Origin of the sequence: Candidatus Cyanaurora vandensis, from assembly GCF_013285555.1 — a bacterium.
GTDB classification, from domain to species: domain Bacteria; phylum Cyanobacteriota; class Cyanobacteriia; order Gloeobacterales; family Anthocerotibacteraceae; genus Cyanaurora; species Cyanaurora vandensis.
Genome location: NZ_JAAXLT010000168.1, coordinates 1 through 16201, shown reverse-complemented (window position 1 = coordinate 16201; position 16201 = coordinate 1). Strand labels below are relative to the sequence as shown.

Annotated in this window: 15 protein-coding genes and 1 pseudogene; 3 read left to right on the top strand and 13 right to left on the bottom strand. The window is 53.2% G+C overall.

Annotation, left to right across the window (positions count from 1 at the left end; genetic code table 11):
- From HFM78_RS11825 to HFM78_RS11805, 5 genes and pseudogenes are all read right to left on the bottom strand, one after another.
- A pseudogene (locus HFM78_RS11825) lies at positions 1–216 on the bottom strand (hypothetical protein); the annotation flags it as partial.
- A gap of 76 nt (positions 217–292) precedes the next feature.
- The gene (locus HFM78_RS11820) at positions 293–1291 is read right to left on the bottom strand and encodes a thiamine phosphate synthase (protein ID WP_287129649.1); all 999 of its coding nucleotides are present in this window, start codon (positions 1289–1291) and stop codon (positions 293–295) included.
- Entirely contained in the window at positions 1291–2292 is a 1002-nt protein-coding gene (locus tag HFM78_RS11815; RefSeq protein ID WP_396035034.1) for a glycosyltransferase family 4 protein, read from the bottom strand. Before HFM78_RS11815 ends, HFM78_RS11820 begins: the two co-directional genes overlap by 1 nt.
- An 87-nt stretch (positions 2293–2379) precedes the next feature.
- Positions 2380–3666, bottom strand: coding sequence for a TldD/PmbA family protein (locus HFM78_RS11810; protein ID WP_287129647.1), 1287 nt, complete (start codon positions 3664–3666; stop codon positions 2380–2382).
- 561 nt (positions 3667–4227) lie between these two features.
- The gene (locus HFM78_RS11805) at positions 4228–5340 is read right to left on the bottom strand and encodes a serine hydrolase (protein ID WP_287129646.1); all 1113 of its coding nucleotides are present in this window, start codon (positions 5338–5340) and stop codon (positions 4228–4230) included.
- Positions 5341–5486: 146 nt separating this feature from the next.
- On the opposite strand from HFM78_RS11805, the gene HFM78_RS11800 reads away from it, so the two are divergent.
- Positions 5487–6626, top strand: a complete 1140-nt coding sequence (locus tag HFM78_RS11800; protein ID WP_287129645.1) for a VCBS repeat-containing protein — start codon at positions 5487–5489, stop codon at positions 6624–6626.
- Here HFM78_RS11800 and HFM78_RS11795 read toward each other — a convergent pair.
- Together HFM78_RS11795 and HFM78_RS11790 are read right to left on the bottom strand one after the other, a co-directional pair.
- Positions 6623–7000: a stalk domain-containing protein gene (locus tag HFM78_RS11795; RefSeq protein WP_287129644.1), complete on the bottom strand. Its 378-nt coding sequence runs from the start codon at positions 6998–7000 to the stop codon at positions 6623–6625. The two genes, HFM78_RS11800 and HFM78_RS11795, sit on opposite strands and share 4 nt — an antisense overlap.
- Positions 7001–7054: 54 nt before the next feature.
- Positions 7055–7591: a hypothetical protein gene (locus HFM78_RS11790; RefSeq protein WP_287129643.1), complete on the bottom strand. Its 537-nt coding sequence runs from the start codon at positions 7589–7591 to the stop codon at positions 7055–7057.
- Positions 7592–7827: 236 nt separating this feature from the next.
- Here HFM78_RS11790 and HFM78_RS11785 point away from each other — a divergent pair, with 236 nt between their 5' ends.
- Complete coding sequence (locus tag HFM78_RS11785) at positions 7828–8496, top strand: Mo-dependent nitrogenase C-terminal domain-containing protein (protein WP_287129642.1); 669 nt, start codon at positions 7828–7830, stop codon at positions 8494–8496.
- A 4-nt stretch (positions 8497–8500) separates the two neighbouring features.
- Positions 8501–9268 (top strand): bifunctional 2-polyprenyl-6-hydroxyphenol methylase/3-demethylubiquinol 3-O-methyltransferase UbiG, encoded by a 768-nt coding sequence (locus tag HFM78_RS11780; protein ID WP_287129641.1) that lies wholly within the window; start codon positions 8501–8503, stop codon positions 9266–9268.
- 92 nt (positions 9269–9360) lie between these two features.
- Here the strand turns inward: HFM78_RS11780 and HFM78_RS11775 are convergent, their stop codons facing one another.
- From HFM78_RS11775 to HFM78_RS11755, 6 genes are all read right to left on the bottom strand, one after another.
- On the bottom strand, positions 9361–9675 hold the full coding sequence (locus HFM78_RS11775; RefSeq protein ID WP_287129640.1) for a type II toxin-antitoxin system HigA family antitoxin: 315 nt from the start codon (positions 9673–9675) through the stop codon (positions 9361–9363).
- Positions 9676–9735: 60 nt separating this feature from the next.
- Positions 9736–10158 (bottom strand): DUF488 family protein, encoded by a 423-nt coding sequence (locus HFM78_RS16365; RefSeq protein ID WP_396035031.1) that lies wholly within the window; start codon positions 10156–10158, stop codon positions 9736–9738.
- A complete protein-coding gene (locus HFM78_RS11770) occupies positions 10133–10948 on the bottom strand; it encodes a hypothetical protein (protein ID WP_287129639.1) in 816 nt (271 codons plus the stop codon). Before HFM78_RS11770 ends, HFM78_RS16365 begins: the two co-directional genes overlap by 26 nt.
- Before the next feature lie 219 nt (positions 10949–11167).
- Positions 11168–12751: an NAD(P)H-quinone oxidoreductase subunit 4 gene (locus HFM78_RS11765; protein ID WP_287129638.1), complete on the bottom strand. Its 1584-nt coding sequence runs from the start codon at positions 12749–12751 to the stop codon at positions 11168–11170.
- Positions 12752–12760: 9 nt separating this feature from the next.
- Positions 12761–14875, bottom strand: coding sequence for an NAD(P)H-quinone oxidoreductase subunit 5 (locus HFM78_RS11760; protein ID WP_287129637.1), 2115 nt, complete (start codon positions 14873–14875; stop codon positions 12761–12763).
- A gap of 346 nt (positions 14876–15221) precedes the next feature.
- The gene (locus HFM78_RS11755; RefSeq protein WP_287129636.1) at positions 15222–15599 is read right to left on the bottom strand and encodes a hypothetical protein; all 378 of its coding nucleotides are present in this window, start codon (positions 15597–15599) and stop codon (positions 15222–15224) included.
- Positions 15600–16201: the final 602 nt, after the last annotated feature.

Genomic DNA, 16201 nt, shown 5'->3' with positions numbered 1-16201 from the left:
GGGCACCACGGGCACCTTAGGGCTAATGCCGGTGGTGTGATAGACCGCCATATCTACGCCAAAGTACCAATCCATCCGTTCAGCCCAGAGACTAGTCAGCAGTGACAACAGCAGGTTGGGGCGTAGATTTTGGTCCTCATTATCCACAGGAGTATCATCCGAGCAGGGGAGGTGAGCAGTGCTGGGTAAGGTGTGTGAGTGAGGCTGAGCCACCACTGTGCGTACTACCAGGAATTATGACCTCATTATAAGTTGCTCAAACTTGACAAAGACTGGCCCGCTCCGAGTAAGGCTAGGGGGCCAAGAGAGCTAGGGTTGCGGCTTTGGGGTCCGGTGCGTCCATGATGGCCCGGACGACCGCAAACCGTTTTGTCCCCGCCGCTTGGACCTCAGCCAAGTTAGTTGTATCAATCCCACCAATGGCGAAGCCAGGCAGCGTGATGTGCTCAGCGCAGTACCGCACGTATTCCAGACCCACGGCGGCCCGTCCCAATTTGGTCGGCGTAGCATAAACTGGACCCAGACCGATGTAATCCGCACCCTCCATCACTGCCCGTTGCGCCTGCTCAGGAGCATGGGTAGACTGTCCAATCAGAGCCGTCGGACCCAGGATTTGACGGGCCACCGCAATTGGAGCATCCTCTTGACCCAAGTGGACCCCATCAGCACCCACAGCCAGGGCGAGATCGGGGCGGTCATTGAGAATGAACAAGGCCCCATAGCGGTCACAAAGCTCTCTGAGCGCATGGCCTAGGCGCAAAATCTCACGGACGGGTGTTTCTTTTTCGCGCAGTTGAACCAGCGTTAAGCCCGCACTCAACGCCGCTTCAACGATGGCGAGTAACTGGGGACCGGGACTCGTAACGAGATAGAGACGACTTTTAAGCAACCGTTCCCGGCGGTCCTGGGGGACTAGACTCTGCTCCAGAGTATAGACCCGGTAACGGTACTGCTTCATCGCTTGGGCAAAATTTAGGTTGTAGAGCTTGCCGTACTCCTCCAGAACCCGTAACGCCTCCTGGACCCGCGCCAAGTTCGCTTGGAGGACTTGGTTGACGTCGCGGCGGATGTTCTCTTGAGGGGTGGTCAAAGCCGTGCCGAGGTCGTGGGGCGTATCGCGATAGGACCGCAGGGTGTCGGTATGCCAGGGAGCCAATTCCTGCCGCAACACTTTACATTGCTCACTCAGCCGGATGTCTGACAACCCGAACCGGCACCACTCCTCAATCACCCGCAGTCCTTCACGCGCCCGGTCCAAATTGGCATCCAAAATCCGGTAGACAGCTTGCATCAACGCTCCACAGTCCGTCGCCAAGCCACCCAGCCCACATACCCCAACAGCACCGTCGCCCCCGCTGTATAGGTCCAACCCGCCGGGAGTCCACTCACCGCCAAGGCCAGACAGCCCGCCCACAGCGTCAGCGCGTATATCGTCAACACGGTAAAGCGGTGGGAGAGACCGACTTTCAAAAGTTGATGGTGGAGGTGACGTTGGTCGGGTTTAAAAGGGGACAGGCCCTTACTCAAGCGTTGAATAATGACCGAAGTGGTGTCCACAATCGGGACACTCAAAATTAAGAGCGGGACGATAATCGCCACGGTCGTCACCAGTTTCACCACCCCAATTACCGATAACCCCGCCAACATAAATCCCAAAAAATAAGCCCCGCCGTCTCCCATAAAGATCTGAGCCGGGTTGAAGTTGTAGCGCAAAAAGCCCAAGGCCGCCCCCGCCAAGGCCGACGCAATCAACGCCGCTGCCCACTGCTGCGTCAACAGAGCCACAATCAACGTCACCGCCGCCGCAATCCCACTCACCCCCGCCGCCAAACCATCCAAGCCATCAATAAAGTTAATGGCATTGGTTACGCCCACCAACCAAATCAGCGTAATCGGCAGACTCAAAATCCCCAACTGCCAGACCCCGACACCGGGCAAGGACACCGCCTCAATCTGGACCCCGACACTCCAAGCCGCCGTCGCAATCCCAAATTGAGCCAAAAGCCGGGGGACAGCAGGCAATGAGAACAGGTCATCGCTCAACCCGACCAGAAACATCAGCACCGAACCAATCGTGACCCCCCAGACCTCATACTCCGCCGCCGGGGGCAAGATCCCGAACCACCCCAGACTCCAGACTAGGAGGAGGGCCGTTGTCACCCCGGTAAAAATGGAAACCCCGCCCAAGCGGACCATCGGCTGGGTATGCACCTTACGCGGGTCAGGCAGGTCCACCTGACCACTTTTTAGCCCGACCGCACGGATAGCGGGGGTGGTCCAGAGGACGACCATCGCCGCACACAAAAATGCCACCAGATAATAAACGCCTCCTGAAAGCACCGCAATCCTGCCAAGCCTTGACCTGATTATGCGTCATCTTCACTCGGAATCACTGCTAACCTGCACCCCCGGCACCAAAAGGGCAGGGACCCACAACTCCCCCTGCCACTGACCGGGCTGGCCCAATAGCAAATCCCCCGCCAGGAGCGTGAAAGCATTCCCTGCAATCATCGTGTCCTTAACTCGGCCCTGAATGACCCCCTCTTCGACCCAATAGCCCAACTCGACATTGACGGAGAAATCCCCCGCCAACCCCGCGCCATTACCCAGTACTTGGTCTACAACAAGGCCCCGGTCCAGCCGCTTAAGTAGTTGGTCAAAACTATGGTCCCCACTCGTCACGATTAAATTCACCAAATCCGGGGTGGCAAAACTCCCCAGACTCCCCCGAAACCCGTTCCCCGTGGTGGTCATCTCCAGTTCCCGGCTAGTCCTGAGGTCCGTATAAACCTGCTGGAGGACCCCCTGGGCCACAAAGTCCAGCCGTTGCGTCGCCGTTCCCTCATCATCAAACGGTAAGGCCCCCGGTCCCTGGTCCGGGTCCTGGGTCAGGGTCAAGCATGGATTGAGGACCAACTGTCCCCGCCGGTCCGTCCAGGGTGAGGCTTTCTGTTGCATCAACCGCCCATTCAAGGCCGCCACCACCGGACCCCACAACAGGTCCACCGCCCGCTCTGTAAATAGCACCGGGTAAGAGCCCGTGGGCGCATGGGCAGTCTCAGTGGCCCAAGCAACTCGTTGCAGACATTCCGCAATGATCCGCGCCAAGTCAGGACGGCCCGAGCGCACCGTATCCCCGCTGTAAACCTGCAAAACATCCTCCCCCCGCACCCACTCCGCACCCAGCGAAGCACTATAAACCGTAGTCTCAAACCAGCCATCCAACCCAGCCGAATTGACCAGCCGCAGGGTACTCGTCTCCCGCTCGGCCCCAGCTTGGACGATAAGTTGGGGTAGAGGTGTGCGTATTCCCGCCAGCAGTTCCTCACCCCAAGCCCTCAAATCAGGAGAGTCAGTCGCGGGTTCAGGAACAAGTAGGTACTGTCGGTCGCGGTTAAACAAAACCCCGGTCGTTGGGGCCACCCGCGCCGCATTGAGAGCTTTTTGGACTAGGGTCTCCGGGTCCACCGCACCGTAGGCCACACTGATCCCCGTCTGTTCACCCAGCCATACCGTCAGGCCAATGCCCTCTTCTTGCGTGAATTCGACCTGTTTAAGCCGATTCGCCTCAAACTCCACCCCCTCCGTCGTGCTAGTCGTAGCATAGACCTCCGCTTGGTCCGCCCCCAGCCGTCGGGCGATCGTCAAGAGTTGTTCTGCGTCCATTTGAAACTCCAATTGCCGCTCAAGTATAAGAGGCCCCTCCGCCCCATAAATGGGGGACCAAGGCAGAAGGCAGAGAAAGCCGTTTAGAGGACGGGGTGTAATTAAGTAGTTCAGCTATTTAAAGAGCAGTTAAACCGGATAAACCCTTCTCCCGTCCTCGGGGAGAGCTTTAGTTGCACGGGGGTGTGGGGGCCGTGCGCGGCCCTCACGGGTCGGCGGGAGCACGAGGGCGGAACCTAAGGTTCCTGTCCTCGTAGGCTGTTGGGGATGTTGGAGATGTTGGGGATGTTGGAGAATATCTGCAAGCCTTGTGAAAATCTTGTAGGGGCCACGGAAATCTTGTAAGCCCCAAGTCAGTCTTGCAAACCTCGCGGGAACTTTAGTAGACCCCACGGGAAACTTATTTGGCCTTGCGGAAATCTTGCCAGAGCCACGGAAACTTTAGTCGGTCTCGCGGGAAGCTTAGTAAGTCTCCCGGAACTCTCCGGGACCCTTGCAGGCTAAGAGGTCCCTCCGCCCCACGTAGTGGGGACCAAGACCACGAAGACAGAAGAGCGTTCTTTATTCTTGTTCCTCTACCCCATCACGCCTGTGTCCAGCAGGGTATTGGGGAGGGGCTGGGGGTAGAGGACGGCTTAGACTGTCAGTTAGAGCCGGGGTACTAGCCGGAGCAGACCAGACCTGAGCCACCAAAGTTGAAATATCTTGCAGGAGTTTGACCGCACGGCGGTCCTCGCGGGGCCGCTCCACCATCGCCGCCAGGATATATCGTTTCCCGTTGGGCAAGTCAACCAACCCCGCATCACTCAGCGCAATCCCAATCGTCCCGGTCTTGTGGGCAATCCGGGCACTGGGTTCCACCCGCATCAGCCCCGTCGGGAATAACGAGCGATTCGTTACCCGCTTGAGCCAGTCCAATCCCCGCTCCCGCGTCCAAGGACTCAAACCCGCCCCCCGGTCTAAAAGAGCCAAGGTCATCCCCAGATCCCGTGGGCTCGTGGTATTCGTCCCAGCAATATCTGGTAACGGCGAACGAAGCGCGGTATGGTTGAGCCCCCACCAGCGAAAACGTTGGTTGAGCCGTTCACGCCCCCCTAACCGAGCAATCAGCATCTCAGTCGCCGCATTATCGCTCTCAGTAATCATGAGTCCCGCCACTTCCCAGACCCGCCGTCGAGTCCCCAAGGGCCGATACTGTAAAAAGCCCGAACCCGAAACCCGGACAGTGGCATTCAATGTCAGCGATTCATTCCAATCCACCAACCCCCGGTCTACATCCTGAAGCAGGGCCAACAAAACAGGGATCTTAATCGTACTCGCCGCTGCAAAAGCCACATCATCGCCCTGGGTGACAAACGCACCACTCTGGAGGTCTAATACAAAAACCCCCGTCCGCAATCGGGGCAGACTGGTCAAGGTCTGTAACCGAGGGACAAGCGTGGGATCAGGACGGCCTAAGGTAAACGGCAAGTCTGCCCGCACCGTGGAGTCCGGTCCAAAGGGAGCGCGGCTGGGTGCCAAGGAAGGAGCTATGAACCACAGACCCAGAGCTAGAGCCGTTACCACCCCAGCACTAAAAAGCCCCAACCGCCAAGGATTGATCCGCCGCCCCGAACGCCCCCCCACAACGACCCTGAGGTTCGGGTTAGGCCGTGTATATGTACGCTTTTGCATAAAATTACTGTAGGAATTCATGGTCTTCTCGTCAAGTGGTAGCGTTAAAAATTAGTGAAACCCCTAAATGTGGTGTGTTACCGAGGCGACATGAGCAAATTTGTTTAACATGCTATGGTGCTCGCGTCATAAGTTCGAGAAAAACCATGAAAATCCATCGCCTTGTTCCTGTCCTTCTCGCTGCCACATTGACATTGACACTAGCTTGTTCAGTCCAAGCCCAGGTCAGTTTTGCCCCGCCCCAACTGCTGCCTGTGGGTCCGCAACTCGTCTCCCTTGTGACCGGGGACCTGGATGGCGATGGAGACTTGGATTTAGCCAGTTGCTATGGTCCTTACGGCGGGACCGGGGTGGTGGCGATTGCCAAAAATGATGGTAATGGTACCTTCACCTTGGCAAGTCTGATTAACGCCAACCGTGACCCCCAGCCCCTTGCCATCGGGGACCTAGATGGGGATGGGGACTTGGACCTAGTCAAGGGCGAATCCCTATTGTTTAACAACGGCGATGCTACTTTTGGTCCGGTCCGGGGGGTACCCAGTACGGGTGATCCGGGGGATGTGACCCTCGGCGACCTAGATAACGATGGGGACTTGGACTTGGTGATTGGCAATGGCGGTGATTATTACGCACGGGACCTTTCGGTTTTATTTAACAACGGTCAAGGCAGTTTCGGGGGTGAGCGCAAGCCCTTTGTCGGCGGACGGTCTCAGGGGGTAATTACGGGCGACCTCGATGGCGATGGTGACCAAGATATTGCGTCAGCCAACGGTGGGGGCTTCTATTACCCCAACAACGAGCTGGTCACCCTTACCAACCAGGGAATTACGAATCCGCCCACCCGCCAAACCTACACCGTGGACACCCAACCCTACGCTGTCACCGCTGGGGACCTCGATGGCGATGGCGACTTGGACCTCGTGACCAGTAATGGCGGGTCAGCCTCTTCTGCTTCTAACAATGTCTCGGTCCTGTTTAATCAGGGGAACGGCACCTTCGCGCCTTCCCTGGAGGTGCGGACGGGGAACTCTCCCGTGGACGTGAAATTGGCGGACTTCGATGGGGATAGTCAGTTGGATATCATCACGGCAAATCAGGGAGCCTACACAGTGACTGTCCTGAGTAATCAAGGTCTGCAACCGCCTCTACGCCAGGATTTTGCCGTCCAAGGCTTCCGTCCCTACGCCGTGGCCGTGGGAGATTTCAATAGCGATGGTAAGCCCGATGTCGCCACGGCAAACCGGAGTTCCAATGATCTCTCCATCCTGCTCAACAGCACACCCTAGTCCACCGTAAAAACTGCTTCCTGGGTGCGGACGTGCCAGTTCACCCTGGCATAAAAAATCTTCTGGATGGCATCCAGGGGTACCCACAACTCCTGACCCTGCCAGTAGGGACGGACACTGAGGGGAATTAACTGTTCGCTGACCAGCATCACCATGTTGCCACTGATGGAGACCTGCCGCCCCGAGTAACTAAAGAGTAATGAACTCGGCTCGGGGCTAATTTGATAGGACAAGCCTAGGGAGCGAGCCATCATCACGAGGGGAACGTAGGGCTGCCCTTTTTGCATGGTCACATCCATGGTCATACTCCACTCAGCCCCGCAGGGCCACGCCCCCCAGCCCAACAAATACAGCCCAAGCAGCCATTGCTTCACCCCAACCTCCCCGGACTTGCCTCAAGAATACCCGACCGCCCCAGATTGGGAGGGTTAGTTGATAGCCTTGTAGCGCGTGACCTCGACTTTGGTCCCCGCTATACAGCTACCGGGCATCTTGAAGGTAAAACTTCCGTCATCATTGGGTTTCAGGCGGGCCGGACGCAGGGGTTGGTCGTCCACATAGACATACTCGCCGCCATTTCCCCCCAGGTAATAGGCCGTTACTTCTACGTCGTCCATCGTCCGATTCCCAGCATTACGAATGAATCCGGTGAGGCGTTGGCCTTGGCAGTCTGAGGCAATCAACCAATCTACCCGCGTGGGGTCCATGGTCGGGATATAAGTTGTGGGTGGGGCGGGAGCCGTGTCCAGTCTTGACTTCAGGATTTTTGGACCCGGTGGTTTATGGAGTAGCAGAGCCTCTTGACGGGTCAGCGTACCCTGCCGGACCTGTCGCTCTAGTTCAGGCGGGAGGGTCTGGGGAGCAGCTTTGACTGACCAGCACAGCACAAACCCACCGAGGACACTCTGCCAAAAACTTATATACCATCGAGATCGCACTGTTAGCGCGGAGTTGCGATAGGTCATGTGATAAATTCCATGCTTTCATCGTTAACCATAAATTGTTTTTTCTTTTGTGTATAGCAGTTTGTTTTTTGTACTCTACCCTAGGGAGGATTGAAGTACAGTTGCGCTTTTCTAGAGTATGATCAGCTTATTTTAAGGTTTCCTAGGGTAAAACTGTAACAGATTATACAATTACTCCCTTGTCGTAATCAATAAAATAAATTTATGAATGACTGCATGGGAATGGGTGTTAGGCAATGGCTCTGACTCAGGTGATGTATCCCACAGCCTTAGTTCACAGTTGGCTACGTGGATTGTTGACCGTAGCTCGGGCGGATGGCGACTTTACCATTCAGGAACAAGAATCCATCAAAACCTTGACCCAAGGGGCTTTGGGTACTACCGCAGATCTCACTAATTTAGCGGTTATCACACCGGAGGAACTCGCCCAGGCTCTTGGGCAGGACCCCCGGACGACTGAGGACTTTCTGCGTACTGCTATTTTGGTTGCGGTTGCTGACGGCCTTTACACGGCAGCCGAGGATGCATTGTTGTACCGTTTCTGCACGGCCCTAGGTCAGAACAGCACCATGCTCGAAACCCTGCGCTCAACCCTAGCGACCGACACACAATTTGAGGTACCTGTGGCGACCAATCTTTTCCCCACCGCCCGCGCTACTTTTTTACAACCCCTGCGGGACTGGCTAGAAGGACTCGAAGTCCGGGATACGCGGATGGCCCGTTTCCTCTGCCGGATGATCCCGGCCCAGTGTCCCTTTGAACGGGATATTCAATTTTTTAGCTACAAGGTCCATATCCCGCCAATGTGTAAGATTAACCCGCTCTACGATGAGTTGGTGGGTATCCGCTTTCGGGCCTTGAACCTCCTGGCAGAACAGGGTATAGATGTAATGCCCTACTGTTAATCGGATGACTTTTGAAAGTATCGCAGCGGATTATGACCGACTTACCGTGGGTACGGTGGCGCGGTGGCAACGAGTACAAGTCTGGGTCTGGTTGGACCGTTTTTTCATCGCTCCCAATCATGTTTTGGAACTCGGCTGTGGGACGGGGGTGGATGCGGTGCATTTGGCCCAGCACGGGGTGGCGGTCCATGCGACAGACCCTGCGCCCACAATGGTCCAGACTACGCTGACCAAAGCGCGTGAACTAGGGTTAACACAGGTGACTGGGCAGGTTTTGAGGGCGGAGGACTGTGGGGGGTTGACCCAGAGGTTTGACGGGTGTTTTTCTAATTTTGCGGCCCTCAACTGTGTAGGCGACCTACCCCAATTAGCCCAGACCCTCGCGGGACGACTGAAACCGGGCGCACCTTTGATCATCGTGGTTTTTGGGCGGTACTGTCTGTGGGAACTGTTGGGCTACGGCTTGCGGGGACGTTTCTCCCAGGCAGCCCGCCGCTGGGGTGGTCCCGTTGCCGTGGCGATTGCCCCAGGGAGCTATGTGGAGACTTTCTATCACACTCGGCAGGAATTGGTGACGAGTTTTGCCCCGTGGTTTGAGGCGGTGGCCCAGGTTGGGATTGGGGTCGCGGTCCCGCCGATTTACAGTGAGGGCTGGGTCGCGCCTCGGGTCGGTTGGTTCCAGTTCGCCCAGACCCTCGACTTAGCCCTTGGTGCTTATTGGCCCTATGCGGCAGGAGGGGATCATCTATTGCTGGTCTGGCGACGGCGATAAGAAATGTTCAGAAGCAGTACGAACTAGAGAAAAACGGCTGGAGAGACGTGGAAAAATTCACCCAGGGCCTTAGCTTGAGCTTTGCTAATTGCTCATTTGCCATTAACAACCTCGGACGTAATTCCCTTAGAACCAAAAACAGAGAGGAGATCCACCTGTCTCAGGTCCCGCGCTGCCATCAACTCTAGGAGGACTTCTTGAGCAGAGGCTTCTCGAATGGGATAAGCCACATCCTCATATTTCTTAATGAGAAAAACTAGTAAATCCAAGAGTTTTTCGTGCGCTGGGCTAATGTCCTCTCCCAAGTCAATCAGCCTTTTCGCTTTTTCCAGCAAACGCTCGTACTCCGTTTCGGTCTCGATAACTTTCGGGAGTGCATCAACGATGAGTTCAGCGTCAGTAACCATGGGTAGAACCTCAGATTGCACGTTGATTGCCATTTCTAATCAACTCAAGATTTAAAAACACTATCTAAGGTGCTTCACAGGAATTTGCATTAACGTCCCTAACTCTAATGCTACGTCAGTTCTATGACAGGCACTAGAATCGAGTTCAGCACAAAGTAATAGAAAGTTTCCTTTTGTAACTAACATAGACAGTTTTTGCAAATCCTCCTGTGCTTCCTCGAAATTTGAAGGAATCCATTTTCTCGTACCTGATGTATTTCCAAGTGATTTCATAGAAATATAGCTAACGTTATTTTGCAGACAAATTTTTTCTATCTCCTCCCCATACCACTTTCTACTCCACGCTCGGGAAGTTAATCTAACATCAACAACACATACGACGTTAAAAGCATGAAGATAGTTTGTAAAATCCAAATGATTGGATCGGTTTCCATAACCGAAGGTAAGTATGCATCTCTCAAAAGAGTCGTCCTGACATTTCATCTGAACCTTTCCCATCCTGTTTTTTCACTGGTGGATAGAAAAGTCCAATAATCATGAATACATGATTGTGACTTTTCAAATTCCCTACTATAAAATATAACTCATTTTTAGTACGAAAAGTTTCTAATTTTTCAACAACCTTTTCGACTGCTTCTTTCTCTTTACCCTCCTGTGTTAACATTTTCGATTTATCCTTACAATTTCGATACAACTGCATGATTTCCCAGTCACTTATAGAAAACTTGTGGGGAGTATTATCAGATTCAACAAATTCATAGCCAAATTGGTAAGGAATTTTATCGAGTTGTACAGAGGGCTCGAATATATCTAATTGTGCCACAGTTGCCTGCTGATTCTGACTCCATTTCCTATCAGTTTCTCTCACAAAGGATTTGACTACGGCCTGAGGTTTAATTAAACCAAGAGACTTCCCCTGCTTTTTCATATCAGCAATACAATTAAACTGTACAGGGAGAACAAAAGACTTCCTCTCCTCCCAAGCTGACTTAGTATCAATTTTTCGTAAAACTTCTATAGAAGAGTCTTCAATTCGATAGCTCTCTACTCTATAGTCACTATCATTTCTCTCAATCTCAGCAGTGATTATTGACCACCTAGCATACCGCTGGTCTAAATCTAATCCTCGAAACCGAATTGGATAGATTCTAATCCACTGTTCTGCCTTGCCATCACTATCCAGTAGGACTCCCGCTGTACAAACAGTTTCTTTATACTTCCTACTAATTGAAGGATAGGTCTTTGTAGCAATCAGAATTTCACGTCGTTCCACATTTCGCTCCGATTGATTTGCAAAGCTTCTTCTTGTGTAAGAATAACTTCTAGAAAACATAGTACCCAATGCTAAGGCAAACATCACTAAACACTTTATTTAACCCAATTACCTTGATTTATCGCTATAGACGACTTTAGAATAAAAATTGCGTTCTTCTTTCTGTACCTCTTGTGTTAGGGGCCTAGCGTACTAAGCCCCTTGTAAATTCCAATATCCCTAGGGTTTCTGGCTCACCTGCTCGGGTTTGTTGGGGTAGTTGGGACTGTAGACCAAACGCCAAGGAGTTGTTTGTTGGGCGTTGGGTTCTAGACGGGCGCGGTTGGTCTGGACCAAAGCCGTAGTGGTTGCGTCGTAGAGGTCCGTGGTCAATTTCGGATAGAGACCAATCCCGAAAATAGGGACGAGGAGGGCCGCAATTACAAAGACCTCGCGGGGTTCAGCATCAATCAGGTCCTCTTCATGGATGAACTCGTGGTTAATCTTGGTGTAGAAGATTTCCCGGAGCATCGAGAGCAGATAAATCGGGGTCAAAATCACCCCAATCGCTGCTAAGAGAACCACCACGGTCTTGAACTCCGTACTGTAGGCATCACTGGTCGCCATGCCCACAAAGATCATCAACTCCGCCACAAAGCCACTCATCCCCGGTAAGGCCAAGGACGCAAAGGAACAGGCCGTAAACATCGCAAAGATCCTGGGCATCTTCTGAGCAATCCCGCCCATGCGCTTGAGAATCAACGTGTGGGTGCGGTCATAGGTCGCCCCGACCAGGAAGAACAACGAGGCCCCAATCAGACCGTGGGAGACCATCTGGAGCATCGCCCCACTCATGCCAATCTCCGTCAAGGAGCCAATCCCAATCAGGACAAACCCCATGTGAGAGATCGAGGAATAGGCAATCTTGCGCTTGAGGTTGCCCTGGGCAAAGGAGGTCAAGGCGGCATAAATAATATTGATGATCCCCAAGCCAATCAGGACCGGCGCGAAGTATTGAGTCGCATCTGGGAAAAAGCCGACATTCATCCGAATCAGTGCGTAACCGCCCATCTTCAGGAGAATCCCCGCCAAGAGCATATGGACCGGGGCTGTAGCTTCACCGTGGGCATCCGGGAGCCAAGTGTGAAAGGGAAACACCGGCAGTTTCACTGCGTAGGCAATGAATAACCCGATGAAACAAAGGATTTGCAACTCGAAAGGATAGACCTGATTACTCAGTTCCACCATGTTGAAGGTCCCGGCCTGGAAATAGAGGGCTAGGGCGACCGCCAAAATAAAGAGCGAACTGAGGGCGGTATAGAGGATGAACTTAGTCGCCGCGTAGAGCCGTCCGTAGCCGCCCCAGATGGCAAGGAGCAAATAGACCGGGATGAGTTCCAGTTCCCAGAAGAGGAAGAACAGGATCATGTCCTGGACCAGGAATACCCCCGCCATCCCCGTCAACATCGCCAGCATCAAAAAGAAAAAGAACTTGGGCCGCAGAGTGACGGGCCAAGAGGCCAGCACCGCCAAGGTCGTGATGAACCCCGTTAATAACAACAGAGGCATGGCGAGTCCATCCACCCCCACGGACCATTCCAGGCCAATCTGGGGAATCCAGACATACCGCTCCACCAACTGCATCCCTGGATTCGTCGGGTCGTAATAGAGGTAAAAAGCCGCCACCATCAACAGGAAGTCCACCAGCGAGACGACTAGGGTGAACCATTTAATCTGTTTACCGCCGTCTTTCTCTGATAGAAACGGGATGACTACCGAGGCCACCAAGGGCAAAAGCACAATCACACTTAACCAAGGGAACATCGCCGTCTCCTACAACAGACCCAACAGCCAGACCAAGACGACTACGGAGCTAAACACAATCAGGGTATAAAACTGGGCGCGGCCCGACTCTAGGTACTTCAGGCCCTCCCCGGCAAAAATCGTGGCAAACCCGGAGGCATTGACCACCCCATCCACCACTTTTTGGTCATTGGTCAGGGCTGCCTTCGCCACCGTCCGTGAACCCTGGACGAAAAGCACTTCGTAGAGGTCATCCATGTACCACTTACGGAGGGAGAACTGGTACAAGGGCTGGACTTTCGCCGCCAGTTGCGCGGGTAGGCCCGGATTCAGGCGGTAGAGGTAGTAGGCCAAGGCGATCCCAATCACCGAGAGGGCCGTCGAGACCCCCGCCACCAACAGGAATTCATTCAACTCAAAAACGTGTTCGCCATGCGCTACAAACTCCTCGGGCGGATGAATACTTTCTTCAAAAAGGTTCGCCCAGGGTAGCCCGACAAACCCAATCAACACCGACGGGACCGCGAGGACGACCAAAGGTAAGGTCATCGCCCAAGTGGATTCGTGAGGCTCATGGAAGTCATGCCCGCCGTGTCCGTGGTCATCGTGTCCATCCTGCCCATGGTCCAGTTCCGCCGTGTGCATCGCGCCGGGACCGAAACTCGCGCCTTGGGGGTAAGCAAAAATCGGCATTCCCTGGGCATCGGCTTGGTCCATCCCCGCCAAGACCTCGGGTTTATTGCCCCGGAACTCGCCCTCGAAGGTCATGAAGTACATCCGAAACATATAAAACGCCGTCATGAACGCCGTGGCTGCCGCCATCAAATAGAGCAGGATTGCCGAGGTATTTCCCTCCACGCCTGCTAGGTAAGCAGCAGCAAGGATCTCGTCCTTAGACCAAAACCCACTCAGGGGCGGAATCCCCGAAATTGCCAGACAACCAATAAAGAATGTAGCGGAGGTAATCGGCATAAACTTCCGTAAACCGCCCATGGCCCGCATATCCTGGGCATACTTCGCCGGGACCGCCCCCTCCATTGAGTGAATGACCGACCCGGACCCCAAAAAGAGCATTGCTTTGAAAAAAGCATGGGTCATCAAGTGAAATAACCCCGCGCCGTAGGCCCCCAGCCCCATCGCCAGGATCATGTAACCCAACTGAGACATCGTGGAGTAAGCGAGACCTTTTTTGATATCCATCTGAGTCAGGGCAATCGTCGCCCCCACCACTGCCGTAATCCCGCCAATCCAAGCAATAAAGCCCATCGTCTCGGGGCTACCCACAAAGACCGGGAACATCCGGGCCGTTAAAAAAACTCCCGCCGCCACCATCGTCGCCGCATGGATCAAAGCAGAAATCGGGGTGGGACCCTCCATCGCGTCGGGCAACCAGACATGTAAGGGGAATTGAGCGGATTTTGACATGGGACCGAGGAAAACCAGGATTGAAAGTATGGTCACAGTCAAGGCCCCGCCAAAAATTTCACCAGCCGTTAGTCGCTCCCGCAGGACCTCGGCAATCGTATTAAATTCAAAGGACTGGGTGATGGCAAAAAGACCGAGAATCCCCAACAACAGGCCGAAGTCCCCGACCCGGTTGACGACAAATGCCTTCTGGCAAGCATCCGCCGCGCCTTTTTTATAGAACCAGAAGCCAATCAGGAGGTAGGAACACATCCCCACCAACTCCCAAAAAATATAGACCTGCACCAAATTAGGCGAGATAACCAGCCCCAGCATTGAGGATGAGAACAAACTCAAGTAGGCGAAAAACCGGACATAACTCGGGTCGTGGTCCATGTAGCCATGGGAGTAAATCATGACTAAGAAGGCCACACTGGTGACGATGACCAGCATCAGCGCGGCGAGGTTGTCCACCACGTAGCCCATGCTGAGGGTGAAAGTCCCCGCCTGTGCCCACACTGCTGTCCAAGTAAAGGGTTTCAGGTGGGCAACGAAGGCTCCGGCAGCGATAACCAAGGAATGAAGTAGAGCCACCCCAATCAGTCCAATACTCAGCCCAGCGGCAAAAACCCGTTGGCGGGCCATACCTTCTTTAAAAAAAACCAACCCCAAACCAACGATGGTCGCCGCCAGGAGCGGGTAAAGGGGAATGAGCCAAGCGAGTTGATAAGCGAGTTCCATGGTTTCCCTACCGTAAGTCAACCTTCACACAGCAGCTAACGTAGACCCGCCTGTATCTTAGGCAGGTCCTCCGTGATCCCCAGGAAAAAATGCGTCCTCTTAACATTCCCGCAAGAAAACTTAGCTTCCCTTGAAATTTAAGCATATTTTCCCCACAGTCGCTCTCTCTTAAGGTGGGGTGTCCATCAAGCGCATTTGAATTTTGACTATGCCAGAGCGTTTTGGGCATGGGCATCGTTATTGACTCCATCCCCGCTCTGGAATACGAAGAAACTCTCACCAAAGCCCGTGCTCTGCTCGAAGCCCGGCGCTACGGCTGGTGAACTATGCTCACATAACACTTTTATCACGGTACTATAACTTGGTTTGTAGGGCTGCGTTTTGCCAGTAGCCCTATCAAAAATGGTAATGACGGACAAATTGGAGAACGAATAATGTCCTGAAAACTTGGCTCCGGCTTTGGTGCATCCTTTGGGATGGATGATATGGGACCAGCAAATAGCTCAGCCTGGAAAAGGTCTATTACTCCCTCCACTCTATGGAAAAATTCTTCGTAAGAAAAGCTGAGTAGATTCACTTCTGATGTATTCTCATTGAGAAAATGACGTACGTTCAGAGCGGCTGTGGCAGATATGTATTCAACTAACACATCTTGGACTATCCAAATAGTTTTACCGCCCCAATTGAGCGCGATTTCACTCTTGGCAATGAGTTGACTTGCCATTCGTGCCCAGACTTGTCGATAATTTATGCTAGGAGCTTCGTGAGTCCCACGCAGTATTGCATCCTCAAATGCCATGGGAATAGTAGTTCTTTTATTTTTGTTACCCCCAGATGTGCTTGAGGTCATTATCTCAATGATATTTGGGATTCCCATTGGACAATCCTCAACATAATACTCACCTCCTCTCTTGACTATGGTGTAACCACCCGCCTCGAAAACACGATGTAGCGCAGGCCAATTTCGCTTAGTAGTTGCCTGGGCCGATAGGCATGAGAATATAATCAAATGTGTAATCAAATGTTATTAGTAAGTCATTAACTGTCTCTTTATACTTTACTTTCACTTCTGGTCAAACACCGATTCTAGTGCCAGAAGGATAGCCCAGAATTTGTAAAGCTTTGGCTTCTGAGTTTTTCTGATGCGTTCTTGCTCCAGCTCTTTCTCTGCCTAGCACAAGTAAGCGACGAGGACAGACTATCCAAGGTGTAGTGTCAGGTAATACTTGAGGGCACCTCGATTAATTGCATCCTAATTGCTGAAGATTAGTGAAAGTGAGAAAATAAAAAAGACCTCACCAAAAAATTACGATGGGCCAACAAGGG

Excerpts from the sequence above, each read along its gene's own strand:
- HFM78_RS11820 (WP_287129649.1), bottom strand. The coding sequence starts at position 1,291 with ATGCAAGCTGTCTACCGGATTTTGGATGCCAATTTGGACCGGGCGCGT.
- HFM78_RS11815 (WP_396035034.1), bottom strand. The coding sequence starts at position 2,292 with ATGGTCGTCCTCTGGACCACCCCCGCTATCCGTGCGGTCGGGCTAAAA.
- HFM78_RS11810 (WP_287129647.1), bottom strand. The coding sequence starts at position 3,666 with ATGGACGCAGAACAACTCTTGACGATCGCCCGACGGCTGGGGGCGGAC.
- HFM78_RS11805 (WP_287129646.1), bottom strand. The coding sequence starts at position 5,340 with ATGCAAAAGCGTACATATACACGGCCTAACCCGAACCTCAGGGTCGTT.
- HFM78_RS11800 (WP_287129645.1), top strand. The coding sequence starts at position 5,487 with ATGAAAATCCATCGCCTTGTTCCTGTCCTTCTCGCTGCCACATTGACA.
- HFM78_RS11790 (WP_287129643.1), bottom strand. The coding sequence starts at position 7,591 with ATGACCTATCGCAACTCCGCGCTAACAGTGCGATCTCGATGGTATATA.
- HFM78_RS11785 (WP_287129642.1), top strand. The coding sequence starts at position 7,828 with ATGGCTCTGACTCAGGTGATGTATCCCACAGCCTTAGTTCACAGTTGG.
- HFM78_RS11780 (WP_287129641.1), top strand. The coding sequence starts at position 8,501 with ATGACTTTTGAAAGTATCGCAGCGGATTATGACCGACTTACCGTGGGT.
- HFM78_RS11775 (WP_287129640.1), bottom strand. The coding sequence starts at position 9,675 with ATGGTTACTGACGCTGAACTCATCGTTGATGCACTCCCGAAAGTTATC.
- HFM78_RS16365 (WP_396035031.1), bottom strand. The coding sequence starts at position 10,158 with ATGAAATGTCAGGACGACTCTTTTGAGAGATGCATACTTACCTTCGGT.
- HFM78_RS11765 (WP_287129638.1), bottom strand. The coding sequence starts at position 12,751 with ATGTTCCCTTGGTTAAGTGTGATTGTGCTTTTGCCCTTGGTGGCCTCG.
- HFM78_RS11760 (WP_287129637.1), bottom strand. The coding sequence starts at position 14,875 with ATGGAACTCGCTTATCAACTCGCTTGGCTCATTCCCCTTTACCCGCTC.
- HFM78_RS11755 (WP_287129636.1), bottom strand. The coding sequence starts at position 15,599 with ATGGCAAGTCAACTCATTGCCAAGAGTGAAATCGCGCTCAATTGGGGC.